This window comes from Streptosporangium heterodermiicola, assembly GCF_051390675.1.
Lineage (GTDB): Bacteria > Actinomycetota > Actinomycetes > Streptosporangiales > Streptosporangiaceae > Streptosporangium.
In genome coordinates, this window is the sequence record NZ_JBPJSR010000024.1 from 43,783 (window position 1) to 70,771 (window position 26,989).

Annotated in this window: 24 protein-coding genes; 4 read left to right on the plus strand and 20 right to left on the minus strand. The window is 70.4% G+C overall.

Features of this window, described 5'->3' with window-relative positions; genetic code table 11:
- Positions 1 to 411: 411 nt before the first annotated feature.
- Positions 412 to 1,656, plus strand: a complete 1,245-nt coding sequence (locus tag ACSC1Q_RS35830; protein ID WP_436763163.1) for a hypothetical protein — start codon at positions 412 to 414, stop codon at positions 1,654 to 1,656.
- 24 nt (positions 1,657 to 1,680) lie between these two features.
- Here ACSC1Q_RS35830 and ACSC1Q_RS35835 read toward each other — a convergent pair whose 3' ends face one another.
- The 8 genes from ACSC1Q_RS35835 to ACSC1Q_RS35870 all read right to left on the minus strand — a co-directional run bounded on the left by ACSC1Q_RS35835 (position 1,681) and on the right by ACSC1Q_RS35870 (position 13,462).
- Complete coding sequence (locus tag ACSC1Q_RS35835; protein ID WP_436763164.1) at positions 1,681 to 2,100, minus strand: hypothetical protein; 420 nt, start codon at positions 2,098 to 2,100, stop codon at positions 1,681 to 1,683.
- Between the two features lie 61 nt (positions 2,101 to 2,161).
- Positions 2,162 to 2,575: a hypothetical protein gene (locus ACSC1Q_RS35840; protein ID WP_436763165.1), complete on the minus strand. Its 414-nt coding sequence runs from the start codon at positions 2,573 to 2,575 to the stop codon at positions 2,162 to 2,164.
- Between the two features lie 1,027 nt (positions 2,576 to 3,602).
- Entirely contained in the window at positions 3,603 to 3,863 is a 261-nt protein-coding gene (locus ACSC1Q_RS35845) for a LacI family DNA-binding transcriptional regulator (protein WP_436763166.1), read from the minus strand.
- A 318-nt stretch (positions 3,864 to 4,181) separates the two neighbouring features.
- Entirely contained in the window at positions 4,182 to 5,816 is a 1,635-nt protein-coding gene (locus ACSC1Q_RS35850) for a cupredoxin domain-containing protein (protein ID WP_436763167.1), read from the minus strand.
- 84 nt (positions 5,817 to 5,900) lie between these two features.
- Positions 5,901 to 9,845, minus strand: coding sequence for a ThuA domain-containing protein (locus tag ACSC1Q_RS35855; RefSeq protein ID WP_436763168.1), 3,945 nt, complete (start codon positions 9,843 to 9,845; stop codon positions 5,901 to 5,903).
- Positions 9,846 to 10,079: 234 nt separating this feature from the next.
- Positions 10,080 to 11,078 (minus strand): multicopper oxidase domain-containing protein, encoded by a 999-nt coding sequence (locus ACSC1Q_RS35860; RefSeq protein WP_436763169.1) that lies wholly within the window; start codon positions 11,076 to 11,078, stop codon positions 10,080 to 10,082.
- Between the two features lie 746 nt (positions 11,079 to 11,824).
- On the minus strand, positions 11,825 to 12,862 hold the full coding sequence (locus tag ACSC1Q_RS35865) for an aldo/keto reductase (protein ID WP_436763170.1): 1,038 nt from the start codon (positions 12,860 to 12,862) through the stop codon (positions 11,825 to 11,827).
- A gap of 138 nt (positions 12,863 to 13,000) precedes the next feature.
- Positions 13,001 to 13,462 (minus strand): VOC family protein, encoded by a 462-nt coding sequence (locus ACSC1Q_RS35870; protein ID WP_436763171.1) that lies wholly within the window; start codon positions 13,460 to 13,462, stop codon positions 13,001 to 13,003.
- A 171-nt stretch (positions 13,463 to 13,633) separates the two neighbouring features.
- Here ACSC1Q_RS35870 and ACSC1Q_RS35875 point away from each other — a divergent pair, with 171 nt between their 5' ends.
- Positions 13,634 to 14,689: a helix-turn-helix transcriptional regulator gene (locus tag ACSC1Q_RS35875; protein ID WP_436763172.1), complete on the plus strand. Its 1,056-nt coding sequence runs from the start codon at positions 13,634 to 13,636 to the stop codon at positions 14,687 to 14,689.
- 252 nt (positions 14,690 to 14,941) lie between these two features.
- Here the strand turns inward: ACSC1Q_RS35875 and ACSC1Q_RS35880 are convergent, their stop codons facing one another.
- A complete protein-coding gene (locus ACSC1Q_RS35880) occupies positions 14,942 to 15,517 on the minus strand; it encodes a helix-turn-helix domain-containing protein (protein ID WP_436763173.1) in 576 nt (191 codons plus the stop codon).
- 60 nt (positions 15,518 to 15,577) lie between these two features.
- Here ACSC1Q_RS35880 and ACSC1Q_RS35885 point away from each other — a divergent pair, with 60 nt between their 5' ends.
- Positions 15,578 to 16,996 (plus strand): alpha/beta hydrolase, encoded by a 1,419-nt coding sequence (locus ACSC1Q_RS35885; protein ID WP_436763174.1) that lies wholly within the window; start codon positions 15,578 to 15,580, stop codon positions 16,994 to 16,996.
- Here the strand turns inward: ACSC1Q_RS35885 and ACSC1Q_RS35890 are convergent.
- From ACSC1Q_RS35890 to ACSC1Q_RS35935, 10 genes are all read right to left on the minus strand, one after another.
- Positions 16,943 to 17,542, minus strand: a complete 600-nt coding sequence (locus tag ACSC1Q_RS35890; RefSeq protein WP_436763175.1) for a GNAT family N-acetyltransferase — start codon at positions 17,540 to 17,542, stop codon at positions 16,943 to 16,945. The two genes, ACSC1Q_RS35885 and ACSC1Q_RS35890, sit on opposite strands and share 54 nt — an antisense overlap.
- Positions 17,543 to 18,037: 495 nt before the next feature.
- Entirely contained in the window at positions 18,038 to 18,991 is a 954-nt protein-coding gene (locus tag ACSC1Q_RS35895) for an NAD(P)-dependent alcohol dehydrogenase (RefSeq protein WP_436763176.1), read from the minus strand.
- Complete coding sequence (locus ACSC1Q_RS35900; RefSeq protein WP_436763177.1) at positions 18,988 to 19,221, minus strand: helix-turn-helix transcriptional regulator; 234 nt, start codon at positions 19,219 to 19,221, stop codon at positions 18,988 to 18,990. The genes ACSC1Q_RS35895 and ACSC1Q_RS35900 overlap by 4 nt, the downstream gene beginning before the upstream one ends.
- Complete coding sequence (locus tag ACSC1Q_RS35905) at positions 19,215 to 19,676, minus strand: hypothetical protein (protein WP_436763178.1); 462 nt, start codon at positions 19,674 to 19,676, stop codon at positions 19,215 to 19,217. The genes ACSC1Q_RS35900 and ACSC1Q_RS35905 overlap by 7 nt, the downstream gene beginning before the upstream one ends.
- A 243-nt stretch (positions 19,677 to 19,919) precedes the next feature.
- The gene (locus ACSC1Q_RS35910; RefSeq protein ID WP_436763179.1) at positions 19,920 to 21,065 is read right to left on the minus strand and encodes an RNA polymerase sigma factor; all 1,146 of its coding nucleotides are present in this window, start codon (positions 21,063 to 21,065) and stop codon (positions 19,920 to 19,922) included.
- The gene (locus ACSC1Q_RS35915; RefSeq protein WP_436763180.1) at positions 21,062 to 21,469 is read right to left on the minus strand and encodes a YciI family protein; all 408 of its coding nucleotides are present in this window, start codon (positions 21,467 to 21,469) and stop codon (positions 21,062 to 21,064) included. Before ACSC1Q_RS35915 ends, ACSC1Q_RS35910 begins: the two co-directional genes overlap by 4 nt.
- Positions 21,470 to 21,658: 189 nt before the next feature.
- A complete protein-coding gene (locus tag ACSC1Q_RS35920) occupies positions 21,659 to 22,396 on the minus strand; it encodes a VOC family protein (RefSeq protein WP_436763181.1) in 738 nt (245 codons plus the stop codon).
- Between the two features lie 239 nt (positions 22,397 to 22,635).
- Positions 22,636 to 23,175 (minus strand): DUF1062 domain-containing protein, encoded by a 540-nt coding sequence (locus tag ACSC1Q_RS35925; protein ID WP_436763182.1) that lies wholly within the window; start codon positions 23,173 to 23,175, stop codon positions 22,636 to 22,638.
- A gap of 304 nt (positions 23,176 to 23,479) precedes the next feature.
- Positions 23,480 to 23,854: a VOC family protein gene (locus tag ACSC1Q_RS35930; protein ID WP_436763213.1), complete on the minus strand. Its 375-nt coding sequence runs from the start codon at positions 23,852 to 23,854 to the stop codon at positions 23,480 to 23,482.
- A gap of 165 nt (positions 23,855 to 24,019) precedes the next feature.
- Positions 24,020 to 24,703 (minus strand): TioE family transcriptional regulator, encoded by a 684-nt coding sequence (locus ACSC1Q_RS35935; protein WP_436763183.1) that lies wholly within the window; start codon positions 24,701 to 24,703, stop codon positions 24,020 to 24,022.
- 218 nt (positions 24,704 to 24,921) lie between these two features.
- Here ACSC1Q_RS35935 and ACSC1Q_RS35940 point away from each other — a divergent pair, with 218 nt between their 5' ends.
- Positions 24,922 to 25,989, plus strand: coding sequence for an erythromycin esterase family protein (locus tag ACSC1Q_RS35940; RefSeq protein ID WP_436763184.1), 1,068 nt, complete (start codon positions 24,922 to 24,924; stop codon positions 25,987 to 25,989).
- A gap of 55 nt (positions 25,990 to 26,044) precedes the next feature.
- On the opposite strand, the gene ACSC1Q_RS35945 is transcribed toward ACSC1Q_RS35940, so the two are convergent.
- On the minus strand, positions 26,045 to 26,986 hold the full coding sequence (locus ACSC1Q_RS35945) for a 2OG-Fe(II) oxygenase family protein (RefSeq protein ID WP_436763185.1): 942 nt from the start codon (positions 26,984 to 26,986) through the stop codon (positions 26,045 to 26,047).
- Positions 26,987 to 26,989 lie beyond the last annotated feature (3 nt).

Sequence of the window (26,989 nt, forward strand, 5' to 3'; positions counted from 1 at the left end):
AAACCTCGCTGGACTCCGACATCTCGATCCAACACAGTCGCCCTTTTGGCTTCGATCACGGCTTTCGTGCTCGAACTACTACATATCGCCAGATTTCATCACTTTCCTGCTATATCAGCATTGCTCTATCCGCTTCAACGAAATCGTGTAGGCGAAACCGGGCACGTTGCGCCGGACGCCGCAAGGTAGCCAGCACTGACGTTTAATGGCACAACTCGCTGACAGCTTGTGGCAAAACTGCACTTCAAGGCATAGGTATCGGTTGTCACCGTGTGGCATTTTTGACAGCCAATGACAGTTGGCTACAGGCGACAGGAAGGGGGCGGTGGCAACTGGAAACTTCCGGGGCAGGAAGGAGCTTGTTCTAAGCGATCAGCGGATCCCACAGCTACGAAACTGTCCGTAGCGCCTTTGCGTGACGACGCTCTGACCTGCGCACTGACACCTCGCGGCAAATCACCGCTGATAGTTTTATGGCAGTTCTCAGGCCGCCCTCCCAGGTACTGCCCGGGCAAGCCCTGCGCCGCCGAGGCCAAGGCCGCCCGCCTCCGCGACGGCCACAACGCGGTGGACGAGCGGCTGGCCCGGCTGCTGGAGTGGGACGAGCGACACACCCCGGTCCTTCGCGAGCAGCTCCGGCTGGTGACCGAGCTGCGCGAAAGCCTGCTGGCGCGCAACACCGACCTGGAGGAGGCCGTCAAGCAGGCCGACGAGCAGGCCGCGGCCGCCGAGACCCGCGCCGGCGCGGCCGAGAAGACGGCCGAGACCGCGATCACCGACGGCCGGAAGGCGGTGGAGGAGGCGGTTGCGACGCAACAGCGCGCCGAAGCGTCCGAGCGGGAGGCCTGGCGCGCGGTCGGCGAGCACAAGGCCGGTCGCGTCGACGCCGAGCGGGCCGCCGAGGCGGCGAAGCGCGCGGCCGAGCGGGCCGTCGCCGAGGCGGCGAAGGAGCGCCAGCGGACGGCCACCGCGGCCGCCGAGCAACAACGGACGATCGACGAGCAGAAACAGAAGATCGATGCGTTGGAGGGCGAGGTGGCCGGCCGGGACACCGCGCTCGCCGCCGCCGAGGAGAAGCATGCGGCCGCCGCCGAGGAGGCCCGCATCGAGATCAGCCGGCTACGCGCGGACCTGGCCGCCGCCATCGCCCGCACCGAGGCCGCCGACACCAGCCGGGACAGGGCACTGGCCATGGCGGAAAAAGCCCATGCCACCACCGACGCGGTGCGCACCGAACTGTCCGCTCAGCTCGCCGACCTGCGCGCTGAACTCGCCGGCCACGCCCAGGCTGTGCGGCACGCTCACGGCGAGCGCGACGAGGCTCGCGCCGCGACCGCGATCGCCGAGGCCCGCGCCGAGGCGCTGGCCGACCGGGCCCGGCGCGGCGATCGGCTGGTCGACCAGCTGATCGCCCCGTTGCCGCCGCTGGAGGATCTGGACGGCACCCCGGGCATCCTGCTGGAGAACGGGAACGCGGTCCTGGCCGAGAAGGGGATGGTCGCCCTACCCGGCGGCTACCCCGCACGCCAGGGCCCGTCCGCGGCCCGCGCCCTGGCCGCAGCCCTGCAGGCGGTCAGCCTGCGTCTCGACCGTGCCGGTGACGAGCCGCTCGGCACCCTGGCCCCGCCCGGCGGCGCCGCAGCCGAGAGCCCGTAGCCGCACCGCCTGCCCCGGGAGCCGTCACCGGCGCTGAACATCGGCTCGCTGTTCAGCGCCTACCGCTGACTGCGGCCCGCCCTCATGGCCGACATCAACGATCGGGGACGTTTTCACCGCGCGGGCGCGGTGGTAGTTCTCCGCGCTCGTCCGGCCGAGCATCCATGCCTGCTCCAGCACCTTGCGCACCGCGCTGAGGTGCTTGTTGGTCGTGCTCGGCGACCAGGCCGCCGCCTGCCGGTCCGCGCTCGCATACCTCTGTTCGATGAACAGGGTGCGCAGCCGGGCGGTGTGCCGGAAACGCAGCACCCCCCACGGCACCACCGCACCGTTGGCGAAGCCGAGCAGCTGCACGGCCTGGTCCAGGCACAGGCGCATGGTGCGCCGCGAGGCCGCGCTCGGTGGCGACCCGAGACGCGGCTTTGGCCGCTGTACTCCTTGCAAGGTGCGCAGGAAAGCCGCGACCTTACAAAGGTCGCGGCTTTCCTGCGCGAAAAGTGATCTACTAATGACTTTCCGGGGAGTCTCGGGATACTGAAACCGTCATTATCGCCGCTACTGCACTAATTGTTGCCGGTCCGGCAACGCGCACCCAGTAAAGCTCCGGCAGCCCGCTGAATCGGGTCACCAACCCTTCGGCCTCGTCAGGCCAGGATTGATTGGTCTTCGGCAAGTATGACACCGATACCTCATCAACAAATACACTTACCAGGTCATCGCCCTTGCTGATCTTGAAGTATCGAACATCTTCGAGAAGTACGGTCACCACTCCCCATTTTTGGGTCTGGATCAGTTTAAAGTCGAGGTAATCGCGCTCCCCGATGGCGCCGAATGTAACCGCATCAATATAAGACCCTTCGCAACTTGCGAAAATTTCTTGAAATTTCCTGCAAGCCGCTTCGACCTTACTCGCTAACACTTCAAAATCTCCCCGGTGTCATGCGACAAAGTCCTGTTTCCGTTTCGATCCCAGCGCCGCGTGCCGTTCTTTTCGTTTGGCCCGTTATCTACTACAGTTGACCGGCTTATGCGCCCATCCGCCAGTCGGACAGTAACCTTACTCCCGTGCCCGTCAGGGCTCTTGTAGGTGGCGTATGCGCCGCTTTCGGAAATCGAATGCAGCTCGAAGCCGTACCTCGATAGTACAGCGTCCGCCTGGGTTTGGTTCATGCCCGTCAGGTCGGGCAACCGGCTTACCGCTGGGTCTGGGGAAGCGTTGTGAACGAGGACGTCAGTGTCTCCGACAGCCACGTGATAGGTGTGCGGACCTTCGGCCGACCGATCGCATCCGTTAGTCCCTTAACCGTCCGAGCTCCGCGACCAACCGGGGCTGTGGGGGGGAACATGCTGAGCCCGTCAAGAATCGCGTTGTCGATGGGGCCACCGAGAAGGCCAGCCGCTCCCTGATCGCCGAAGTACGGCGGAGATTTACCGTCGGAGAAGCCCGGTAGCGAAGCCGAAAAGTCAAGCAGGGTGGGTGTTCGAGGGGCCCGTCCTGGGCCTGAGGCATGCTCGCGAGCCGAAACATGTCAAGAATCGCGGGGAATGCTCACTTCGCCCAAGATTCGCGGCGTCGATTTCACCTGCACGTATATCATTCATGTAACGAAAATCTTCGATTTTCACCTCTCGATGTCTTCCAGCGGAAACCCGGCGTCGTTTTCTCCAGAAAGATTTCGAAGCGGAATCTCCATCTCTTGCGGCTGAAAGTTTCATGACTTCGGGCCTCCAGGGCGAACGTCCCGGGACCGCCGCCACAGCGTACGGCACGCGTTTGCCGAGTCATGTGATCGGGCGATAAGTCGCCTCTTGACCGGGTGCGTCCATCTCGGATTTGCTTCGGTTCTCGACCCAGCCGTCGTTCGGGGTGTGGCGACCGCCCGGTTCCGAGAGCACCATGGCCAGATTGTGGGGGCGGACCACCTGCTGAACACCCTTGATCACCTCTATCGGGAGTCGCCCGCAAGCGCCCGGAAGACCACCTCGATCAATCCCGTCGACTTGAGGCGCTGCCGCCGACTGCGGTAGCCGCGCTCGCGGATGAGCCTTTCGACCAGGGCACGGGTTTCCGAGCCGACCTTGGCGTGTCCGTTGACCACCTTGGACACGGTCGCCGTCGACACCCCGGCGAGTTCCGCCAGCTCTGCCCGGGTCAGCGCCCCTGACGGCGTCGAGCCGGCGGCGAGGGGTCCCTCGACCGCGGTCATGGAGAAAGTCTAGTTGGGGATTTCGGGCTTCGATCGGGATCTTCGCGCCGCTCTCATGGCGAAGTGGACACGGGGTCCACGACTCTCGCGTGGATCCATCGGATGAGAGTCAGAATCTTCGGAGGGTGTGATCCGAAGATCCCCCCGGCCGGCAACCTGCCCCGACTCCTCGGGCCGTGTTGAAGCCGACCGGGGTGAGGCCGCCCGTGACGATCGGCGGCCTGACGCGTGAGCGGCCCCCGTCCTTGGACGGGGGCCGCTCACCGGCTGACGAGGTCGCCTCCCGGGGCGGCCGTCACACCTGCCCGGCGGCGGGCGCTACTCGCCGCCGGCTTCCACGATCATGAACTTGGCCGTGCCCACCGACATGTTCCCGGCCTTGTCCTTGGCCCGGTACGACAGGGTGTGCGCGCCGGGCTGGTTGACCGACAGCGGCTGTGTGTACGCCGCGAACGGCTGGCCGTCGAGCGAGTACTCCACGGTGTCCAGCCCGGAGCCGACGTCGCTCGCCGTCAGCTTCACCGTCGCCGAGCCGACGTAGTTCCAGGCCCAGTCCTGGGTGCCGGTGATCGCGGCCGACACCTGCGGCAGCGTGGTGTCGTCCTCCGGAGCCACCACGGTGAACCTCAGCGTCACCACCGGAGAGGTGTTCCCGGCCTTGTCGGTGGCCCGGTACGCCAGGGTGTGCGCGCCCGCCTTGTTGACCGACACGGGGGACGGGTACTCGGTGTAGGCCCCGCCGTCGAGCGAGTACTCCACCGTGGCGACCCCCGACTCGGTGTCGCTCACCGAGATCATCACGGTCGCCGAGCCGACGTAGTTGCCCGCCGAGTCCTGATCGCCCGACAGCTGCGCCGAGACCTGCGGGGGAGTGGTGTCCTCCTCCTGCGAGGTCGCCACCGTGAACTCCACCGAGCCCACCGCTGAGGTGTTGCCCGCCTTGTCGGTGGCCCGGAAGGTCACCGTGTGCGCGCCGGGCTGGTCGACCGACAGCGGCTGTGTGTACGCCGCGAACGGCTGGCCGTCGAGCGAGTACTCCACGGTGTCGACCCCGGAGCCGGTGTCGCTCGCCGTAACGGTCACCGTCGCCGCGCCCACGTAGTCGCCGTCCGCGTCCTGCTCACCGGTCACCACCCCGGTGACCTGGGGCGGAGTGGTGTCCTCCTCCTGCGGAGCCACCACCGTGAACGCCACCGAGCCCACGGGCGAGGTGTTGCCCGCCTTGTCGGTGGCCCGGAAGGTCACCGTGTGCGCCCCCACCTGGTTGACCGACACCGGGGCCGCGTAGGCCGCGAACGCCCCGCCGTCGAGCGCGTACTCCACGGTGTCGACCCCGGACTCGGTGTCGCTCGCCGAGACCGTGACCGTCGCCGCGCCAATGTAATCGCCGTCCGCGTCCCGGTCGCCCGCCACCTGCGCGGAGACCTGCGGCGCGGTCGTGTCCTCGCCTCCGCCTTCGGTGACGACGAGTTCGCCGGTCATCTGGCCGTGACCGGGGATCACGCAGTAGTAGCGGTACTTGCCGGGGGTGAGGTTCACCTGGGCGGTGTGCCGGCCGCCGTCGGCGTCGAAGGGGCTGGCGATGATGTTGAGGCTGACGTCGTGGTTGTAGCCGGGGGTGGAGGTGTCGAACGTCAGCGTGTGCGTCATGCCGGTGGTGTTGCCGGTGGCCGCGCTGTTCTCGAAGACGATGGTGGCGGGACCCGCCGTCGCCGATTCCGGCGTCGACTTGTACGCGGTCATGCTGTTGTCGGCGGTCCAGGTGAGCACCTGGTCCGCCGCCTGTGCGGCGGTGAGCTGCGTACGGGGCTGCGCGGCGGCCTGGACCGACGACAGGAGGAGCGCGGGAAGCGCCACGGCGAGCAGCACCACGGCGAGGCGCGGCGCCGTCACCGCTCCGGACGCCCGCCGTAAGGCCCTGATCACGAGGGAGGGGAGAGATCCGACATGCATGTGTCGACGCACCTTTCCGAGCTGGGGGGGGAGTGCCGGGCACGGGGAACGCTCCCCGGCCCGGCACCCGGCCGGTGTACCGTCCTAGAGTTCGCGCACGCGGATGTTGCGGAAGTCGATCACGTCGTTGGTGCCGTGGTTCTGCAGCCCGACGAACCCGCTGATGAACTGGCGCAGGTCCGTGGGCGGGTCACCGGCGCGCGACGACGCCTTGCCCGGCGTGTTGTCGAACTCGCTGATCACCGTGCCGTTGCGGATGATCGTGTAGTGCTGGCCGACCGCCCGGACCTCGTAGTCGTTCCACCGGCCCTTCGGGGTCGCCCCGGCCCGGTTCAGGGCGTTGGGCGAGAAGTTGTAGACGGAGCCCGTCTTCTGCGGCTCGCCCGTGTCGCCGTCGTAGATCTGGATCTCGTGGCCACAGAAGATCGCGACCCACGCGGGTGACGTGCGCGCCGCGCCGACCGTGCCGCAGCTTCCGGCGGGACGCTGCTCCAGCGGGGTCCTCGGGTCCGGGAACCGGATAAAGACGCCGCTGTTGGCACGGTGCGGGTCGGGCGAGCTGTCACGGAACTGCAGCCGGACCGAGAAGTCCGCGTACGCCTTGTCGGAGTACCACAGCATGCCCAGGCCGCCGGAGCTGCGGATCGTGCCGTCCGGCTGGAGGGCGAACCGCCCGGACGGGGCCTGGCTCCAGCCCAGCAGCGACGACGCCGTGCCGTCGAAGATGGGCTGGTACCCGCTCACCCTCCCGACCTCCGACCTGGCGCCGGCGGTGCGCAGCGCCTCCGCCTCCTGGGCGGTGACGACGCCGTCCTTGAGGAGCTGCTTCACGACGGTGTCGAGGTGCTGGACGAACTGGTTGCGGTTCTTCCAGGCGCCCTCGTCGTCGATCAGGTCGTTGATCGTGCAGCCGCCGCCGGCCACCTTGTTGCGCACGCCGGTGAGGGCGTCGAGCAGCTGCACCGTCGGCCGGGCGTCGGGCGCGGCGCAGCCGACCGTGACGGCGATCTTCCCGGTGGCCTGCTCGCCGTCGGCGTAGGTGACCTTCAGCGTCACCTCGAAGGTGCCGAAGCCTGCGTAGGTGTGCGTCGGGGCGGCCTCCTTCGACGGCGCGTCGCCGTCGCCGAAGTCCCACTCCCATGCGATGCCTCCGGCTTTGGCGCTGGAGAACGTCATCGTCCTGGGATCGGCGTTCTGCCGGGCGGGACGCGCCACGGCGGCGGCCGGGTCCGGCGTCGCCGGGCCGCCCTTGTAGGTGACGCGGACCAGCTTCTGGTTCGCGTGCAGGCTGAAGAAGCCGCTGCCGTAGTCGAGCATGTAGAGCGCGCCGTCGGGACCGAACTTCGCGTCCATCCACGACTGGAGCTGGCCGGCGCCGCCGCCGCCCGGGATGATGTTCCGCAGGTCCTCGGCGAACGCCGGCCGGCCCGCGGCCCGGGCGGTCTCCGGGTTCACGGTCACGGCGACGCGGTTGTTGCCGTTGGACTGGTCACCGATGAACCACTTGCCGTCCCAGTACTCCGGCCACGCGACCCCGCTGCCGGTGTCGGTCTGGGAGCGGTGGTAGGTCGGGCCCGACATGACCGCCTGGCCGCCGCCCTTGAGGTAGGGCATGGTGAGGGTCTCCTCGCCCTGCTTGTACGTCGGGAGACCGCTGCCGTCCTGCCGCTTGGGGTAGACCGGGCCGCCGCCCTGCGGCGAGTACCAGATCATGTTGTCGCGCGCCGGCGGGATGTCGACGAGGCCGGTGTTGCGCGGCGAGGTGTTCTTCAGGTTGTCGCAGTCGTACCACTCGGCGGGCTGGGTGGCGTTGCCGTTGCTGCGGTCGCGGTAGGGCTGCTTGTCTCCCATGCAGTACGGCCAGCCCTGGTTGCCGGCGGAGGTGAGGACCGTCACGGTCTCGTACTTCGCCGGTCCCCATGTCTCGCTCGGGCCGCCGGCGTCCGGGCCGACCCAGCCGGCCGTGATCCAGTCGTTCTTCTTGTCCCACTGCAGCCGCGCGATGTTGCGGACGCCCATCACCCAGATCTCCGCGCGGGTCTTGCCGCCGCCCTCCTCCTCGCCGGTGAACAGGTTGCCCTCGGGGACCGTGTAGGTGCCGTCGGGCTCCGGGTGGATGCGGAGGATCTTGCCGTTGAGGTCGTTGGTGTTGCCGGAGGTACGGCGGGCGTCCTGGAACGAGGTGCCCTTGTAGTCCTGGGTCCAGTTGTTCCCGGAGTACCCGCTGGATCCGCCGGAGGAGTTGCTGTCACCGGTGCCGATGTAGAGGTTGCCGTCCTCGTCGAAGGTCATGCCTCCGCCCGCGTGGCAGCAGCTGTGGATCTGGGTGTCCCACTGCAGGAGGTCCTTGCGGCTGCTCTGGTCGATCGTCTGGGTCCGCGAGTCGTAGTCGAACCGGGAGACCGTCCGCTTGCCGATGCGCCTGTCCCGGTCGATCGACGCGTGCGGCATCCAGTACGCGTAGATCCAGCCGTTCTCCGCGAAGTCCGGGTCGAGGGTGATGCCGACCAGGCCCTCCTCGTTCTTGACCAGCTCGTCGCCGCTGCCGCGGTTGCCCATGACGGGCAGCGTGGTCAGCAGCTTGACCTGCTTGGTCCTGGGGTCCCACTGGTGGACGGTGCCGCAGCCGAGGCCCACCTTCGGGTCGGTCCAGGCGGGGACCGGGCCGGTGGCGCACGCCGCCTTGCCGATGTAGAACACCTTGCCGTTCGGCGCGACGGTCAGGCCGTGCGGCTCGCCGATCTGGTCGAGCTGGCCCTGCGTGTTCGGCGCGGTCAGCCGTTCCACGGTGTAGTTGGCCGCGATGGTCGCCTGGCAGTCGCCCCGGACGATGCCGGTCGCCCACCGGATGGCGCCGGCGAGGTGCGTACGGAACTGCTTGTCGCCGGTGTAGCTCGCCGCGGTGCCGCCCATGCCGGTGTAGAAGGACCGGCCGCCGTCGTAGTCACGGCACCAGGAGACCGGATGGAACGGGCCGTTGCCGTTCATGCTCGGGTTGTAGGTCCACTCCTCGACCTGCGCGATCGTGTGGACCTTGCCCACCGGGTTGGGGTTCCAGCTCAGCCACTTGTCGGTCCGCGACAGGGTGAGCGGAAGTCCCTCGTTCGCCGGATGCCGGCGGTCGAGGATGTCCACGACGGCCTTCTGCTCCTTCGCCACGGGGGGAGGCGCGGAGTCGGGCCCGAACAGCCGCAGCTCGGCGAGCTGGATCAGGGGCTCGCCGCCGTTCGCGGTGACGTTGAGCCGGTAGTACTGGTACGCCGTGGTGTTCTCGAACTTGTATTCCTTGCTCTGGAACCGCTGGGGGAAGACCTCCCCGCTGCGCTTGTCAAGATCCGTCCAGGTCGTCCCGTTCTGCGAGCCCTGGAGGGTCCAGTCCTTCGGGTCCCGGCCGGCGGAGTCGTTGGCCGACGTCAGCGCGTAGTGCGCCACCGCGACGGGCTTCTCCAGCTTGCCCTGCACCCACCCGGTCGTCGTCCGGGCCAGCCACTTGGTGTCGTTGTCCCCGTCGAAGACCTTGTCCTTGGTCTCGTTCGGCGGGTTCTCCGCGCTCGCCGCGGTCTCCGTCACCTTCTCCGCGATGGGGAGGGCGCCGACGGGGCGGGTGCCGATCAGTTCGGTGAACCAGGCCGAGTCGACCTGCGCGCGGGCGGCGTCGCGGATGCCGACGAACCCGCCGCCGCCCCTGATGTACGCCTGGAAGGCGGCGAGCTGCGCCTCGTCCAGGCTCACGCCGTTGGCGGACAGGAACACCACGCCGCGGAACCGCGCCAGGTTGCCGGCGGTGAAGACCGCCGGATCCTGGGCCTCCTCGACGGAGAACCCGTTCTTCGCGCTCAGTTCCCTGATCGCCGTCGCGGCCGCCCGCACCGGGTCGTCCTGCTGCGCGGCCTGACCGCTGAAGATCAGCACGTTGACGGCGGGCTTCTTGGCGGCCGGGGCGGGGGCCTGTGCCTGTGGCCGGGCCTGGGCCTGGGCCGGCACGGCGGTCGGGGCCGCCAGCCCGAGCACCAGGGCGGCACTCGACATCGTGATCAGTACGCGTCGCCAGGCGGGTGGCCGGGGCGGTGAATAGCCTGTTCGGCCCATCATTGCTCCTTGGGATCGAGGGGGGTGCGGGACCGTTCGCGGACGAGTTCGGGGGGGTGGCCGCGGTCCGGGGTGTCGACGTCCGCGTGGAGCCGTGCTCGTACGGCATTGGGTGACCGGATCCGGTCTCGGCGGGGAGGGGGCGCCCGGGGCCGGGCCGGCCGTGCGCGGCCGTCAGTGGCCCGCGTGACCGCCGCCTGGGTGACCGCCGCCCGGTTGACCCGGCACGTTCCCGTCCGCGTCCGTCACCGTGAAGACGCCGGCCATCCCCATGTCGGAGTGGCTCTGGACGTGGCAGTGGTACATCCACGCCCCCGGGCCGACGCGCTCGCCCGCGATCAGCTGGAAGCCGAACGACTCGGCGGGCCCGGTGATCTTGGTGTCGATGATCCGGCTCGGGTCCTCAAGGCTCTCCAGCATGCCGGTGCGGTTGTCGGCCCAGCGGTGCCCGTGGATGTGGAACGTGTGGTAGAACTCGCCGTGGGTGATCACGATCCACTCCACCCGCTCGCCGACCTTGGCGACGAACTCCGGCGCCTGGTGCGCGGGGCGGTTGTTGATCGTCATGTCGTTGAAGACGACGGTGAACGTCTTGTCCGGCTTGACGTCCTTCTTCCGCCGGACCACCAGCGGGCCGTACAGCCCCTGCCGGATGCCGCCCGTGCCGTGATCGGTCCCCACCACGTGGTCGTGGTAGTGCCAGTAGCCCGCGCTGCCGGGCTCGATGCCGGCGCCGCCCCCGCGCCTGCCCTGCGCGTGGGTGCGCCAGATGTAGGTGCGCCGGTCTCCGGGCTCGACCACGCTGCCGTTCAGTCTCGTGCCGTCGCTGGCCACGTCGTAGTCCACCCCGTGGACGTGCAGGCTCGCCGTCACGCTCAGGTTGTTGACCATCTCGATCTCAAGCGTGTCGCCCTCGACCATCTCGATGAGCGGCCCGGGAATCGTGGCCTTGCCGGGCTCCAGGCCGTAGCCCAGCCGGCCGTCCTCCAGCCGCTCGGCGTACAGGGTGATGCGGCGGACCGCGCCCATGGTCGTGCCGGTCGTGCCGGTCTGGGCCGACGCCGCGGTCTGACTCGCTGTGACCAATGGCGCCAGCGCGGCAGCCGCCGCGGACGTGGTGAAGGCACGCCGGGAGAGCAGGCTTTTCGCCATGCCTCTGCCTACCTCGGTCATGGTTCCCCAATCGGTGACGCTTGCGGAGGGTGACTTGCGGGTGCTCGGGACACTGCTTTCGCGCGACATGGATCTTGGCCTGGATCGGTCGCGTCGTGATCGGTGATGCTGCAGGGGGTAGTGAGATCGACATTCGAACAGAAGTACGCGCCATTTTCGGCGAAATGTCAAGAAGTATCACTGGAAGAGTCGGAACTTCTGCTCACATCTGGCCAAAGGTGGATGTGACTGTTACGGTAACCCCAAGATCGAACTTCCCCGCAGCCCTCACGTCCGCGCCCTCTACCCCATAACCCCTGGTCACCACCCCTCCCGGCGATCCGCACGGTGAATCCGCATGACGAATCCGCGCGGTGAATCCGCCCATATACGCACCGACCCGGCCACACGTCACCGTTCTGCCGCCACCTCTCGGGTGGCCCTCCCACTGACAGCCTGTCACCGCCCGCGCCGGCCATCGGCTCGTCCCACGCCGCGCCCCCGCCACCTGGCGCGTTCACCGGCCGCGATCCGTGCGCCCCGGCCTTCGGGCGGATGGCGCGGGATGCCGGGGACTCGCAGGGGCCGGACACGGCGCCCGGCCGCTCCGATCCCGTTGCGCGGCGATCCACGGCTTATGCCGAAGCTCATGCAAAAGATGCCGAGAATCGCGCCGGAAGTGACCATCGCGGCCCGGCCGCCATCATGGCGTCCGGCGTGACGTCGTGGTCATCGGCGCCTGGGCGGCGGCACGGTGAACAGGTACGTCAGGCGGCGGCGCGGTCACCGGTGCGGCGGCGGCGCAGGTCGGCTCGCGCGAGTGCGGGTGGCACGTAGGCGATGTCGAGCGTGCCCGGGTTCACCCCGGGCGCGACCACCTTGTCGATCCGGTCGAGGGTGTCGTCGTCGAGGGTGGTGCCGGCGCCTGCGAGCAGGTCGTCGAGCTGCGCCATGGTGCGAGGGCCGATGATCGCCGAGGTGACCCCGGGATGGCTGACGACGAATGCCAGGGCCAGATGGGTGAGCGACAGACCGGCCTGCTCGGCGATCGGGACGAGTTCTTCGACGGCGTCGTGGTTACGCTTGTCGGTCATGTGCTTCGGCACCCAGTGCATGCGGGCGCTCGATACCTGCGCGCCGCCGTCCTCGCGGTAGCGGCCGGTGAGCAGGCCCGAGGCCAGCGGGCTCCAGGCCAGCGTGCCCAGCCCGTAACGCTCGCAGACCGGCAGGACGTCGCGCTCGACACCGCGGTTCAGGATCGAGTACGGCGGCTGTTCGGTGCGGAAGCGGGCCAGCCCGCGCCGTTCGGAAACCCACTGGGCCTCGACGATCTCCGCGGCCGGCAGGCTGGAGTGGCCGATCGCGCGTACCTTGCCCGCCCGCATCAGGTCGGTCAGGGCGGCGAGGGTTTCCTCGACATCGGTGCCGGGCTCGGGGTGGTGGACCTGGTAGAGGTCGATGTGGTCGACGCCGAGACGCCGCAGCGAGTTCTCGAGCGCGGTGACGATCCAGCGGCGGGAGTTGCCGCGCCGGTTGGGACCGGCGCCCATGGGGCCGTTGAACTTGGTGGCGAGCACCACGTCGTCGCGCCGGCCGCGCAGCGCCTTGCCCACGATCCGTTCGGTCTCGCCGTCACCGCCGTAGACGTCGGCGGTGTCGATGAAGTTGATACCGGCCTCAAGGGCCCGGTGGACGATGGCGACGCAGTCGCCGGGGTCGGGGTTGCCGAACGGGCCGAACATCATGGTGCCCAGGCAGTAGGGACTGACCTGGATGCCGGTACGGCCGAGGGGGCGGGTGCGCATGATCTGTTCCTTCGGAAGGCGGAAGGCGGAAGGCCGCGTGGGCCGTGTGGGCCGAGGCGGCTCGGGTGGTCCGAGGCGGCCAGGGAAGGCCGTCTCGGACCGTCTCGGGCGTCTCGGGCCGGATGGTGCGGTGGTTGGTCAGCCGGCGTACGGGGCGGCGACGTCGAGGATCCAGGTGACGCCGAAGCGGTCGGTCAGCATCCCGAAGCCCGGCGCCCACCGCGAGGGGCCGTACTTCTCGATGATGCAGGCGCCGTCGGCGAGCTTTTCCCACAGCGCGCCGACCTCCTCGGCGGTTTCGCCGCGGACGGACACGAAGAACCGCTCGCCGGTCAGCGTCATGCCGTGCTCGCGGGTGGTGGCGGCGGGCGCGGCGGCGGGCGGTGCCTGGCCGGGCACGTCGTAGGCCATGATGCCGAAGCCGTTGCCGGCCGTGACCTGACCGAAGACGATCTTGTCGGCGTCGGGCAGTTCCTTCGGCATGCCGAAGTCGCCGTAGGTGACGGTGGTGAGGTAGCCGCCGAACACGGTCTGGTAGAACTCCAGCGCCGCGCGGGCGTCGCCGCGGAAGTTCAGGTGGGTGGTGGTGGAGATGGCCATGCTGTCTGGCTCCCTGCTGATTTTCCGGGCGTCGTACGCCCGATCAAGTCCGTTTCGGAGAACCGGCGAGGAAGGTGCCGGACGTCCGAATCGGGTGGCCGACCGGCTCGGAACGAAGATTCGCAGGGGTAGGTGACAGGATGTGGCACCTACTGCGGGCAGAATCAGGTCATGCCGAAAACCTCCGCCCGGCTGCTGGCCCTGCTGTCGCTGCTGCAGACCCGCCGGGACTGGTCCGGCACGGTGCTGGCCGATCGCCTGGACGTCAGCCTGCGCACCGTGCGCCGCGACGTCGACCGGCTCCGCGAGCTCGGCTACCCCATCGCCGCCGTCAAAGGCCCCGACGGCGGCTACCGGCTCGGCGCCGGCACCGAACTCCCCCCGCTGCTGTTCGACGACGAACAGGCCGTCGCCCTCACCGTCGCCCTGCGGATCGCCGCCACCACCCCCGGCGACGGCCTCGCCGAACCCGCCGAACGGGCACTGAACACCATCCGGCAGGTCATGCCCTCCCGGCTCCGGCACCGCGTCGACGCGCTGCGCGTCACCGCCGTCGGACGACCCGTCACCCGGCCGCCCACCCCGGTCGACGGCGACGTGCTACTGACCATCAGCGCCGCCGTCCACGCCCGCGAGATCCTGCGCTTCGACTACGGTGGCGAGGCCGCGGACGAACCCCCGCGCCGCGTCGAACCCCACCACGTCATCCTCCGGGACGGACGCTGGTACCTCATCGCCTGGGACCTCGGCCGCGACGACTGGCGTACCTTCCGCGCCGACCGGATCACCCCGCGCACCCCCAACGGGCCCCGGTTCGCCCCCCGCGTCCTGCCCGGAGGAGACGTCGCCGCCTTCGTCACCAGCGCGTTCCGCGGCTCCGGCGACACCTCGGGCGACTGGCCCTGCCAGGGTACGGTGATCCTCGACCTGCCCGCCGCCACCGTGGCCCTCTACACCCGCGACGGACTCGTCGAGGAGGCCGGCCCCCACCGCTGCCGGCTCACCCTCGGATCCTGGTCCTGGCCCAGCCTCGCCGCCGCCTTCGCCGGCTATGACGCCGACATCGAGGTCGTCGGCCCCGGCGAACTCACCGACGCCTTCGAACACCTCGCCCGCCGATTCAACAGAACCACAGCCGGCCACGGCACTAAGACCACCCGCCGCCACAACCCGCCCACCCGGGCCGGCGAGGAGCGCGCCATCCGGCGGACCCCCGTCGACGAGTAGAGGGCGCACTGAGAAACGTGTCATGAGCCCGGCCACCAGCACCACCGCGCGAGGCGGCGGGCCGTCATGACGCCACGCGTCCGGCGTCCCGGCGAGCGGCGGATGCCGTCGCTGACCGTCCAGGCCGGAGAGCAGACCAGCCCGCACTTCACGACCGTCACAGTCGGTGGGGACGACGTCCGGCACCTGCGACAGGCCGGCGTCCATTTTCTCCGGGAGGGCGGCGGCGTCCGGAGTCGCCACGGCCCGTTGTCACGTACGTGGATCATGGTCGTCCGAGCCCGGTCCGGGGTCGGCGGATGGCTGTTCGATCGGGAAGAGGATCGGGCTGAGCAGGTACTGCGCGCGGTCCGGTGCCGGCTGGTTGGCCAGCCGGGGCAGGATCGCGCGACGCAGCTCGCCGATCATTTCTTCCAGTTCGCCGTGATCGAGCCAGACGGCGTGCTGACGGTAGCCGACGAGATCCGCCACCGGGTCGGCGTTCTCGCGGTCGAGGTAGGCGTTGAACTCGGCGACCAGGACGGCCATCGACGTGGCGAATATGCGCCGGTGATCATCGGGTGACTGTGCCGCGACCGCGTCGGCGTCGACGACGACCCGGTCGTGGCGTAGCCGGTAGCGGCGTTCCACCGCGCCACGCACCCGCCTCTCGTCGGCCACCTCCAGGATTCCGCTGTTCGCGAGCAGTTCGACGTGCCGATAGACCATGGCCTTCGAGGCGTCGGGGATCCGGGCGCACAGCTGAGCGGTGGTGAGTGCCCGCCCGCCGCGCATCGCGTGCACGATCCGCAGCCGCACCGGGTGTGCCAGTAGTTCCAAGGTGTCCACGATGCAACGATCTCATGATGTGCTACCGTTCGCGAAAAATGAGAAAGGTTGGCGTGGGGGATGAGCGTGGAAACGGACCCGGCGGCGATCGCCGCGACGGTCGTCGAGCTGGCGCGGAGCGGACGCTTCGCGGACGTCGAGAAGCTGTTCGCCCCGCCGCTGCGGGCGGTGGCGTCCGCCGAGACGCTGCGGGTCGGCTGGGAGAGTCAGGTCTCCAGGATCGGGGCGATCACCGCGACCGGGACACCGGTCGGCGAGCCGGCCCCCGAGAGCTGGGTGACCGCGTCGGGGAAGGCGGAGCTGGTCAAGGTGAGCGTCCCGGTGACGCACGAACGCGGCGAGCTGACGGTGGTCATGTCGGTCGACGGGACCGGCCTGCTGCAGGGCCTGCGGCTCGCGCCCGCGCTCACCGGGCAGTGGACGCCGCCGCCGTACGCCCGCCGCGGGAGGTTCGGCGAGCACGAGGTCACCGTGGGCTCCGGCGCGTCGGCCGTGCCCGGGACGTTGAGCCTGCCGCGAGGGCGCGGCCCGTGGCCCGGGGTGGTGCTGCTCGGCGGCGGCGGACCGTTCGACCGCGACGGCACCGTCGGCCCGAACAAGCCGCTCAAGGACCTGGCCTGGGGGCTGGCCGGTCGTGGCGTGGCGGTGCTGCGCTTCGACAAGGTGACCTACGCCCACGCCGGCCAGGTGGCCGCGAGGCCCGGCTTCACGATGAGCGAGGAGTACGTCCCGCACGCCGTCGCCGCCGTCCACCTGCTCCGGCGTCATCCGGACGTCGATGCCCGGAGGGTGCATGTCGCGGGCCACAGCATGGGCGGCAAGGTCGCCCCGCGGGTCGCCGCCGCCGAGCCGTCCGTGGCCGGCCTGGTGCTCCTGGCCGGTGACACCCAGCCCATGCACCACGCCGCCGTGCGCGTCACCCGCCACCTCGCCACGCTCGATCCCGGCCCGGCCGCCCAGGCCGCCGTCGAGGCGATCACGCGGCAGGCCGCACTCGTCGACAGCCCTCACCTGTCGGCCGCCACCTCCGCCGCGGAGTTGCCCTTCGGCTACTCGGGGGCGTACTGGCTGGACCTGCGCGGCTACGACCCGGTCGCGGCCGCGGCCGCGCTGGACAAGCCGATGCTCATCCTGCAGGGTGGCCGCGACTACCAGGTGACCGTCGCCGACGACCTCGCGGGCTGGCAGGCGGGCCTCGGTCACCGTACGGACATCACCATTCGCGTCTACGACGCCGACGACCACCTGTTCTTCCCCGGCACAGGCCCCTCCACGCCCGCGGACTACGAGGCGCCCCAGCACGTCGACGCGGCCGTGGTCGCCGACATCGCCGACTGGCTCGCCCCTCGCCGATCGTCGATCGCCCGGCTCGTCGCCGGCTTCACGCGCCGGCCGTCCCGGCCCGGCACCGCCGTCAGCGGGCCCTCAGGCCTCGGGGTCGCGCAGGCCGACGCAGTCAAAGGCCCAGAAGACCTCTGAGTAGACGAAGGTGCCCGTCATCCACGGCTCGTGAGCGGACAACCGGGCGACCTGGAACGCGGCTTCGGGAATACGCAACGAGGGCGAACGGAAGCCCGCCGCCCCGGCCCCCTCGAAGCCGCGCGTGCCGTAGTAGCGCGGCGAACCCTCCAGGAACACCAGCGGCACACGCCGGCCGTCGGCCGCCGCGAGGGCGTGCGCGACGAGCCGAGTACCGATGCCCTGACGCTGGAACTCCGGGAGCACGCCCAGCGGCGACAGGGACAGGACGTCCACGATCCGGCGCGGAGCGTCCAGCCGCGCCGCGCTCAGCAGGACGTGCCCGACGACCCGGCCGTCGACGGTGGCGACGAAGGACATCGGCGCCGGCGCGGCCTCCGCGACGCGAAGTGCCTCCACGAGCCCGGGAACCCGCTCGCCGTCATCGAAGGCGCGCGTGTGGACCTCGCGCACATCTCGGTGATCGTCGGCGGTCTCCTGCCGGATCACCGGCCCGCTACCGCCGGAAACGATCCCGAGGCCTTCACGCGCATCGTGTGACGTCATGGCCGCGAGAGTAAACCGCGAGGCGGCTCGTACGCGAGGCAATTAGGCGGTCCCGGACAAGTCATCCGATTCCTGCCATCAGGGCCGCGGCGGACAGGGCCAGCGCGCCGAGTCCGCCGATCACGCCCGTGACCGTGGCGGCCCGGCGGTCGGCCATCGTGCTCAGGTGATGACGTGCGGCCAGGATGAAGGCGCATGACCGTGATTCTTCCCGAGCCGTCAAGGGGAGAGGCGAACGTCTCCGCTGTGCGGGGTATCGCCCAGGGGCTGGAAGTGCCGTAGGCGGGCGGCGCAACCGGCCAACGGCCCGGCGAGCGTTCCCAGGACCGGTCCGTGCGTGGTGAGGTGGTCGGCCAGGGCGGCGAGCCCGCCGGCGCCGATGGAGGCGATGTCGACGTGGAACGGGTGAGGTTGTCCAGGGCGACACGGATCGACACGGATCGACACCACTCCGGCCTCGGTCGCCTATCGGATGACAGCCCCTTGTCGCAGGGGTCAGCCGACCGTGATGACGAGCTTTCCCGGCGCGTTGCCCGCCGCCAGGTCACCCACCGCGGTGGCGGCCTCCGCCAGGGGGTACGTGCGCCCGACGGCCGGTCGTACGGCCCCGGCCTCGATGAGGTCGCGCAGCGTGTCCAGGTCGGCGGCGCGGGTCAGCACGATCGGCGCGTCCAGGCGCTGGCGCGTGAACGGGGTGATCAGCCGGACGGTCAGCATCCGGCTGGTCCCGCCGAACCACCGGCCGCCGCCCTCGCCGCCGACGATGACGAGCCGGCCGCGCTCGGTGAGCAGCCCGCGCAGCAGGGGCAGCGGCCGGATGCCCGCGATGTCGATGATCAGATCGTACGTCCCGGTGAGCGGCTCGCGCGTGTAGTCGATGACGGCCTGGGCGCCCAGTGACCGGACGAGGTCGGCCTTGGCCGTGCTGCACACGGCGGTGACGTGGGCGCCGCCGGCGACCGCGAGTTGCGTCGCGAAGCTGCCCACTCCGCCGCCGGCGCCGATGACCAGCACCTTCTCCCCGGTGGTGACCTGGCCGACGGCCCGCAGCGCGGTCGCCCCCGACACGGGTACGGCCGCCGCCTCGGTGAAGCTCAGGTTGGCGGGCTTGCGGGCGAGCCTGCCCGGACGGGCGAGCGCGAACTGCGCGTACGCGCCGGTGGCCTCGCCGTACACCTCGTCGCCGGGGCGGAACGCGGTCACGTTGGCGCCGACGGACTCCACGACGCCGGCCACGTCCATGCCGGGCACGCGGTTGCGGGGCCGGCGCAGGCCGAGGCCGAGGCGGGCGACGAGCGGCAGCCCGGTCATGATGTGCCACACGCCGTAGTCGACGCCGGCCGCGCGCACCCGGACCAGCACATCGTCGGCGCCGGGCACCGGGATCGGGACCTCGCCGAGGCTCAGCGTGCGCGGCGGGCCGTACTCGTCCTGGACGATCGCCTTCATGAGGGGTCTCCTTCGGTGTCGGGGTACTGGAAGACGTCGTCGAGTCCGGCCCGGAACACCCGGGCGATGCGGAACGCCATCTCCAGCGAGGGGGAGTAGCGACCCTGTTCGATCGCGATGATGGTCTGGCGGGTGACGCCGACCCGGTCGGCCAGCTCGGCCTGGGTCATCTCGCCGTGCGCGAACCGCAGGGCCCGGATCGCGTTGGTGACCCGCGTCGGCTTCACCACGTCTGGAAGCCGCCCTTGCGGTACGCCGCGATCTTGGCGATCGAGCTGAGCACCGAGGACAGCACGAACGCCAGGTAGACGACGTTGGCGATCCAGAAGTGGCGCAGCTCGGCGATGGCCATGACCAGTGCGGCGATCGCGCCGATGATGACGAGCGACTGCCCGATGCGCTCACTGACCTGGTTGATCTCACGGTCGCGCTCGTCGGTGCGGTCGGCGCCGTGGCCGCCCGCGACGGCCATCGCGATGTGGGCCGCGATCGCGGTGACGATGGCGCCACCGATGGTCCACAGCAGGGTTCCCGTGTAGGCGACGTCGGCGAGCGGGCCGTCGCCGGCCCGGCCCAGGACGGTCACCACGTAGATCGTGTACGCGCCGATGGAGATCACGATCGTCACCCAGGCGCTTTTTTCCTCGAAGGCCATGCCGTTCCCTATGTAAAACAAAGCTGACATCAGTCAATGTAAAGCGCCTTGGACACCATGTCAAAGTTTATTTACACGCGCGGTCGGCGACCGCGAACCACCGGGGGCAGGCCGGGACGTCCTGCGATATCGGCGCGGGTCGACGACCCGACGTCACGGTGGTCACGGACCGTCACTCGTTCCCTCGCCGTGCGCAGGGCGGGGAAGGTCCGGGCCGGACTAGGGTGAGCGGGCCGTCCCCCACCGGATCGGTGCTCGGTGAACGCCCGCCGCTCAGCCGCGCAGCCGCGCGTTGAGCCGCGCGGCCTGCCGCATGAGGTGGTCGCGTTCGGGCAGGCTGGGCGCCGATCGGGCGGCCTCGGCGTAGAGCCGCGCCGCGGTCACCGGGTCGCCGTCCCGCTCGCGCAGGTACGCGGCGACGGCGGTGTGGCGGGGCAGGGCGGGGTCGAGCTCCGCCAGGGCGGCCAGGCCGGCCCGCGGGCCGTCGGCCTCGCCGACCGCGACGGCCCGGTTGAGGCGGACCACCGGGCTGCCGGTGAGGCGCACCAGCTCGTCGTACCACTCGACGATCTGCACCCAGTCGGTCTCCTCGGCCGTCCGGGCGTCGGCGTGGAGCGCGGCGACGGCGGCCTGGGCCTGGAACTCGCCCAGGCGGTCGCGGGCGAGGGCCGCCTGGAGCACGTCGACGCCCTCGGCGATCAGGCGGGTGTCCCACAGGCCGCGGTCCTGCTCGGCGAGAGGCACGAGCCTGCCGTCGGGGCCGGTTCGTGCCGGGCGCCGCGCGTGGTGGAGCAGCATGAGCGCGAGCAGGCCCGCGACCTCCTCGTGGCCGGCCGTGGCCGCCAGCCGGCGAGTGAGCCTGATCGCCTCGCCGGCGAGGTCGACGTCGCCGGAGTAGCCCTCGTTGAAGACCAGGTAGAGGACGCGCAGCACCGTGGCGACGTCACCTGGCTGGTCGAACCGGATGCCCGAGACGGTCCGCTTGGCCCTGCTGATCCGCTGGGCCATGGTCGCCTCCGGCACGAGGTAGGCCCGCGCGATCTGACGCGTGGTCAGGCCGCCGACCGCGCGCAGCGTGAGCGCGACGGCCGAGGCCGGTGTCAGGGACGGGTGCGCGCACAGGAAGTACAGCTGGAGCGTGTCGTCCACCGCCTCGCCCGGACCGGGCACGGGTTCGCTCTCGACGCGTACCTCGCGGTGACGGCGGGAGGCGTCGGCGCGGGCGGCGTCGAGGAACTTGCGCCAGGCCACGGTGACCAGCCAGCCCTTGGGGTCTCGCGGCGGGTCGTCCGCCCACACGCGCACGGCCTCGACCAGGGCGTCCTGCACGGCGTCCTCGGCCGCCGCGAAGTCCGCTCCGCGGCGGACGAGGACGCCGATCACCGCGGGCACCAGCTCCCGCAGCAACGGCTCGTTCACTCGGTGGCCGCCGGGTGCTCGGCGTAGAACGGGCGCACCTCAAGCCACTCGTGGATCGGCTTCCCGCCCGCGCCCGGGGCCGCGGACAGCTCGCCGGCCAGTTCGAGTGCCCGCTCGTAGGTCTCGACGTCGATCACCATCCAGCCGGCGATCAGGTCCTTGGTCTCCGCGAACGGGCCGTCGGTGACCGGCGGCCGCCCCTCGCCGTCGTAGCGGACGAACGTTCCCTCGGGGGCGAGCGCCTGACCGTCGACGAACTCGCCGGTGCCTTCGAGCCGGGTGGCGAAGTCACGCATGTACTGCACGTGGGCCGAGACCTCCTCCGGCTCCCACTGGTCGATCGGCACGTCGTTGACCGCCGCCGGCGCGCCCCGGTAGTGCTTGAGCAGCAGGTACTTGGCCATCGTGTTCTCCTTGGTGCGGTACGGCCCATTGTGGGCCGTGTTCACCGCGGGGACGAAGCCACGCGCGGGTTCTCGACATCCCGCCGCGATGTTTTCCGGCGAATTTCAAAAACCTCGACGGGCGGGGGCGGGGGAGCACGGGGCCGCCGCGTGTCCGAGGTACGAAAGCGCGGTGGCGGGGGATCCGCGTCAGGCCCGGCCGAGGACGCAGAACTCGTTGCCCTCGGGGTCGGCCAGGACCTTCCACGAGACGTCGCCCTGGCCTATGTCGGTGAGCGTCGCGCCGAGGGCCTCCAGCCGGGCCACCTCCGCCGCCTGATCGTCGGCGGAGTACGGGAGCAGGTCGAGGTGGACGCGGTTCCACACGTTCTTCCTGTCGGGCGTGCGGAGGAACTCCAGGTACGGCCCGACCCCCTCGGCGGAGCGCAGCAGCGCGTGATCGTCGGTCACCTCGTGGAGGGTCCAGTCGATCGCCTCGCCCCAGAACCGGGCCATGGCCCGCGGGTCGGCGCAGTCGACGATCACCACGGCGATCGGCCCGGTGTCCCGGTAGATCTCCCGGGGCTCCAGCACGCAGAACACGTTGCCCTCCGGGTCGGCCAGGACCGTCCACGGCACGTCGCCCTGGCCCACATCGGCGGGCGTGGCGCCGAGCTCCTTCAGGCGCGCGACCAACTCGGCCTGGTGGGCCGCGGAGGTGGTGGCGAGATCGAGGTGCACGCGGTATCTCACCGTCTCGGGGTCCGGGACGGTGACGACGTCGACGCAGACGGCCGAAGGGTCCGGCCAGACGAATCCCACGGGTTCGACGTTGGTCACACCGGGGCCCTCGCTGGAGACGCCCCAGCCGAGCGCCTCCGCCCAGAACCGGCCGAGCGCCGAGTCGTCCCGAGCCTTGAAGTTCACCTGAACAAGTCGCAGCGCCATGCCGCCAACCCTATGCCCGGCGGATCGACCAGGGTGAACCACGCGTTTTCCGCCCAACCGGCGGTAACGGGCAGGCCGGGGGCCTTCGCCGAGCCGCCGAAGGCCCCCGGCGGAGGCCCTGGGCGGAGGCGGTGATGGTGTGATCCGCGTCGGCCCGGCCGGGCTGAAGGACAGAACGGGGCGGAACACGGCTCGGCCGTGTTCCGCCCCGGCGGGAAGCGTCGCGCCGATACCCGGACCTACTGAACCGGCCACATCAGGACGAATGAGAAGTCCAGTTTCGTCCTGCGGTTCAGCGGGATATCGATCTTGATTCTGCGGGCGATCTCGTTACGGCTGATGCCCAGCCCGTGGGCGATGAGCCGTTCGGGACGGACCGGCACGGGATCGTCGAAGGTGACCGTGATCCGAAGGGGCCACGGATCCTCGGGAACGGGAGGCGCGTGGAGTTCCCAGCACCCGTACCAATCGAGCGCGAACCGGTTGCGCCGGGCGATCAACGGGTCGAGAAGGGTCTCCGTGACGAGGGAAGGCGAGTTGTCCGAGTAACCGGCCAGAAGGCCGGCGGGCATCGAGCGGACCGGGACGCGATCGTGGACGGTGAGCTTGCCGGTCCGGTCACAGGAAACGCAGTTGACCAGGAGCCAGACGTCGAGAAGTTTGCCGTTGGCGTTGACGCGGAACCTGCCGTCGCCGACGGTGGCGTGACCGGAGGGGCAGGCCACGCACTGGAGGGCGAGCAGGGGCAGGCGGGTGCGTCGCACCGCCCAGGGCGGCACGATATGAGGATGTGAGGACATGATCTCTCTGAAGACCTGACGAAGAGCACGGGGAACAGAGCCGACGGCGTCGTCGGCGACCGATGCGCGGGGAAGGTGTCAGGTCTAAAGAGCAGGCGGCGTCATGCGCGCGAAGTCCTCACATGGTGATCGTTTGCCGGTACGGGCCGGTCGGTCCAGGGCCGGTCAGTTCAGGGCCGGCCAGTTCAGGGCCGGCCAGTTCAGGGCCGGCCAGTCCAGGGTCGGTTCGGAAGGGTCGATCGGTTCAGGGCCGGTTCGGAAGGGCCGGCCGGTTCGGGATCGGTCAGTTCAGGCGGGCTCGCAGGAGGCAGAACTCGTTGCCCTCGGGGTCGGCCAGGCAGTGCCAGGACTCCTCGCCGGTCTGGCCGACGTCGGCCGGGCGCGCCCCGAGCCTCAGGAGGCGTTCGAGCTCGGCGTCCTGATCGCGGTCGGTGGCGTTGACGTCGAAGTGCAGCCGCAGCTTGCCCGCCTTGGGCTCGGTGGTGGGGCTGAAGACCAGGGTCGGCTGCAGTCCGCCGAACCCTTCCCGCGGTCCGATCTCCACCGCGCCGGCGTCCTCGGTGTCGAGCACGACGAAGTCCAGCACCTCGCACCAGAACGCCGCCAGCCGTCGCGGATCCCGGCAGGGGATTACCAGTTCGGAGATGCGGCAGGCCATGATCGGCACACTACCGGGCGTCAACCGCACGCGGCCATTCCTTAAAACGGCCCGGGGCCGCGATGCGCCGCACTACGGGATCTCCGGGCCGAGGCATGAGGTTCGGCGTCCGCGGGCGACCGGCCCGCCCTGCCTCGGCCCTGGCAGTGGAGGTGACCCCCGGCCTCAGGGTTCGCGGGCGCGGAGGTAGGCGTCCAGGCCGGCGGCGCCCTTGAGCATGGCGCGGCCCCGGGCCGACAGGCGGGTCCGCCAGTCGTGCAGGGTCGACTCCAGCGGGGCGACGCCTCCGGCGGAGCGGACCTGGGCGATCAGCGGGGCGATCCGCTCCAGCGGGTAGCCGCCCCGCCTGAGCTGGTGGGCCAGCCGGACGTCCCGTACGTCGGCAGCGTCGTAGACCCGGTAGCCCGTCCGCGGATCGCGGTGCGGGCGGACCAGCCCGGCGTTCTCCCATTTGCGCAGGGTGGCGGGGCGGACGCCGAGCCTCCTGGCCAGCGGGCCGATGAAGGTGCCCCCGCGCTCCTGCGGCACCGGCGCCAGGTCGCGGAGCGCGGCCTCGACGGCCTGGAGGGTGCGGCGGTCGTCGAGGAGCTGGCCGTGGCTCTCGTCGACGAGCCGCAGCGCGTCCTCGGTGGCGCCCCGGTTGACCGCCTGCATGATCGCCGTGGCCGCGCGGTGGCCGTACCCGGGGACGAGGGCGAGGAACGCGTCCAGGGCGTGCGCGTGCAGCGGAGTGTAGGTGCGGTAGCCGTGGACGGTGCGTCCGGCGGCGGGCAGGATGCCGGCGTCCTCGTAGTTTCTGACCGCCTGGGTGGACAGGCCGTGCTCGCGCGCCAGGTCCACCGGCCTCATGGATGCACCACCGTTTGAAGGTTAGTCGCGAAGGGATCGAAGATTTCCGGGAAAAGTTTACACCGAATGTTCAACGATACCGTTGAAGGTATGGATATCAAGGACACGGCCCGGCCGCTCGACGGCGCGGGGTCTCGGCGTTCCTCCGGTCGCTTCCCGCCGAGCCCCTGCTGCTCGGCCTGGGCGAGGCCAGGCACTTCGTGGGGGAGCTGGGCGAGGTGCGCAACGAGATCTTCCGGCATCTGGTCGAGCGGGAGGGCTACAGGTCGTTCGCCATCGAGAGCGACTGTCTCATGGGCCTCGTGGTCGACGAGTACGTCACGACGGGCGCGGGCACGCTCGACGACGTCATGGAACGCGGCTTCAGCCACGGCTTCGGCGCGTCCCCGGCCAACCGCGAGCTCGTGCGCTGGATGCGGTCGTACAACGAGGAGCATGACGAGAAGCTCCGGTTCTTCGGGTTCGACGGCCCCCTGGAGTACTGGGCGGCGAGCCCGCGCCAGGCGCTCACCGCCCTGCACGCCCTCCTCGACGGGCCGCTGCCCTGCACCGGGGAGACCCTCGACGCGCTGCTGGGCCCGGACGAGCGGTGGTCGGACGAGGCGACGGCCATGGATCCGTCCCGGTCGATCGGCCGGTCAGAGGAGGCCCGGCGGCTGCGGCTGATCGCCGACGACCTGGTGGCGCTGCTCGACACGCAGGTGCCGGGGCTCAGCGCGGAGGACGGGGAGCGGGCGGCACTGTACGCGCGCACCGCCACCGGCCTGCTCCGCTACCACCACTGGATGGCCGACACGTCCCCGGTGCGGTGGGCCCGGCTGTCGGCCCTGCGGGACGCGATGATGGCCGCCAACCTGCGTGCCGTCGCCGAGCGCGGCCCGGCCCTGGTCTTCGCCCACAACATCCACCTGCAGCGTGACCGGAGTCTCATGCCGTTCGGCGACCAGCGGCTGGAGTGGTGGAGCGCGGGGGCGATCGCCGGGGCGCACCTGGGCGACCGGTACGCCTTCCTGGCCTCGGCCCTCGGCACGGCCGGCGACGACACCCCGCCCCCGGACACCGTCGAGGGCATGCTGTCCACGCTCCCGTGGGACCGCTCGCTCGTCGACGCCCGCCGCCTGGCCGAGGCCGTCACGGAGCCCGCTCCGCGCGTCTCCCAGGATTTCGCCTATTTCCCGCTGGACCCGGCCCGGCTCGGCATGATCGACGGCGTCGTCTTCCTCAAACGGCCGTCAGGCTGGGATGACGGGCGCCCGCGCGTCGTCCGGGACACCGCGGGCCCCTGACCCGCGGTGCCCCGGCGGGAGGGCCTCCCGGATCGGAAGGCCCTCCCCGTCCTCGTCAGGACGACGGCTGCGGGTCGCCCAGGCCCTTGAACCGGTTGTCGATGAAGTCGCCCCAGGTCGCGTCGAGCATGGTCACCTCACCGTCGATCATCTTCCACTGGGGTGCCTTGTGCGGCGGGTAGGCGAACAGCACCGACGACAGGCGTTCGTAGCCGGCCGGCATGGGCTTGGTGTGCACCCGGTGCGTCGACGGCCGGAAGCGGTCGTTGGAGGCGCTCGTCAGCATCCGGCCGATGTTGCACAGGACCACGTCCGTACCGGCGATCACCGGCTCCACCCAGGTGCCGTCGTGCAGCACGTACTGCAGCCCCTGGTCGGAGGGCGGCAGCTGCAGCCCGAGCATCTGGATGCCCGAGTGCTCGTGCGCCAGCACCTCGCGGTCGCCCACGTCCCGGTAGCGGATCACCCGCAGGTTCGTGGCCTCGCGCGACAGGTCCAGCTCGGGAGTGCCGGGCGGCAGCATGCCGCGGACGACCTCGCCGAACAGGGAGATGAGCCGGAACGCGGTGTCGAACACGTCGTTCGCGGCCGCCCCGAACGTCGGGAAGGCACGCATGACGTCACCGGCACCGGGCGGCTGGTCGGCCAGCAGCGCCCCGCTGACGTGGATGAACTCCTTGGGGTCGGGCACGCCGTTGGCCAGGCGCGGGATCTCGGAGTTGTACGGGAAGAACCCGTGCGTGCCGCCGACGGACAGCTGGGGCACCGACGACTGCGCGTAGTCGGCCAGCCTCGGCTCCGTCGACCGGCACGCCGACGCGAACTCCTCCATCATGGTGCGGACGCGCGCGCCGATGCCGGGGACCTCGGCGGCCATGAAGCCCCAGTCGGTCAGCTGGGTCCTGATGGCCTGCGCCGCCTTCTCCATGTCGGCGTCGAGTTCGTCGGCGCGCACGATGGGAACGCGACCACTGAGTTCCATGGGGGGGACGTCCATTGT

Coding starts and splice junctions, on each gene's coding strand:
- ACSC1Q_RS35845 (WP_436763166.1), bottom strand. CDS start 3,863: ATGACCGCGGTCGAGGGACCCCTCGCCGCCGGCTCGACGCCGTCAGGG.
- ACSC1Q_RS35850 (WP_436763167.1), bottom strand. CDS start 5,816: ATGCATGTCGGATCTCTCCCCTCCCTCGTGATCAGGGCCTTACGGCGG.
- ACSC1Q_RS35855 (WP_436763168.1), bottom strand. CDS start 9,845: ATGTCGAGTGCCGCCCTGGTGCTCGGGCTGGCGGCCCCGACCGCCGTG.
- ACSC1Q_RS35860 (WP_436763169.1), bottom strand. CDS start 11,078: ATGACCGAGGTAGGCAGAGGCATGGCGAAAAGCCTGCTCTCCCGGCGT.
- ACSC1Q_RS35865 (WP_436763170.1), bottom strand. CDS start 12,862: ATGCGCACCCGCCCCCTCGGCCGTACCGGCATCCAGGTCAGTCCCTAC.
- ACSC1Q_RS35870 (WP_436763171.1), bottom strand. CDS start 13,462: ATGGCCATCTCCACCACCACCCACCTGAACTTCCGCGGCGACGCCCGC.
- ACSC1Q_RS35875 (WP_436763172.1), top strand. CDS start 13,634: ATGCCGAAAACCTCCGCCCGGCTGCTGGCCCTGCTGTCGCTGCTGCAG.
- ACSC1Q_RS35885 (WP_436763174.1), top strand. CDS start 15,578: ATGAGCGTGGAAACGGACCCGGCGGCGATCGCCGCGACGGTCGTCGAG.
- ACSC1Q_RS35890 (WP_436763175.1), bottom strand. CDS start 17,542: ATGACGTCACACGATGCGCGTGAAGGCCTCGGGATCGTTTCCGGCGGT.
- ACSC1Q_RS35895 (WP_436763176.1), bottom strand. CDS start 18,991: ATGAAGGCGATCGTCCAGGACGAGTACGGCCCGCCGCGCACGCTGAGC.
- ACSC1Q_RS35905 (WP_436763178.1), bottom strand. CDS start 19,676: ATGTCAGCTTTGTTTTACATAGGGAACGGCATGGCCTTCGAGGAAAAA.
- ACSC1Q_RS35915 (WP_436763180.1), bottom strand. CDS start 21,469: ATGGCCAAGTACCTGCTGCTCAAGCACTACCGGGGCGCGCCGGCGGCG.
- ACSC1Q_RS35920 (WP_436763181.1), bottom strand. CDS start 22,396: ATGGCGCTGCGACTTGTTCAGGTGAACTTCAAGGCTCGGGACGACTCG.
- ACSC1Q_RS35930 (WP_436763213.1), bottom strand. CDS start 23,854: ATGGCCTGCCGCATCTCCGAACTGGTAATCCCCTGCCGGGATCCGCGA.
- ACSC1Q_RS35935 (WP_436763183.1), bottom strand. CDS start 24,703: ATGAGGCCGGTGGACCTGGCGCGCGAGCACGGCCTGTCCACCCAGGCG.
- ACSC1Q_RS35945 (WP_436763185.1), bottom strand. CDS start 26,986: ATGGACGTCCCCCCCATGGAACTCAGTGGTCGCGTTCCCATCGTGCGC.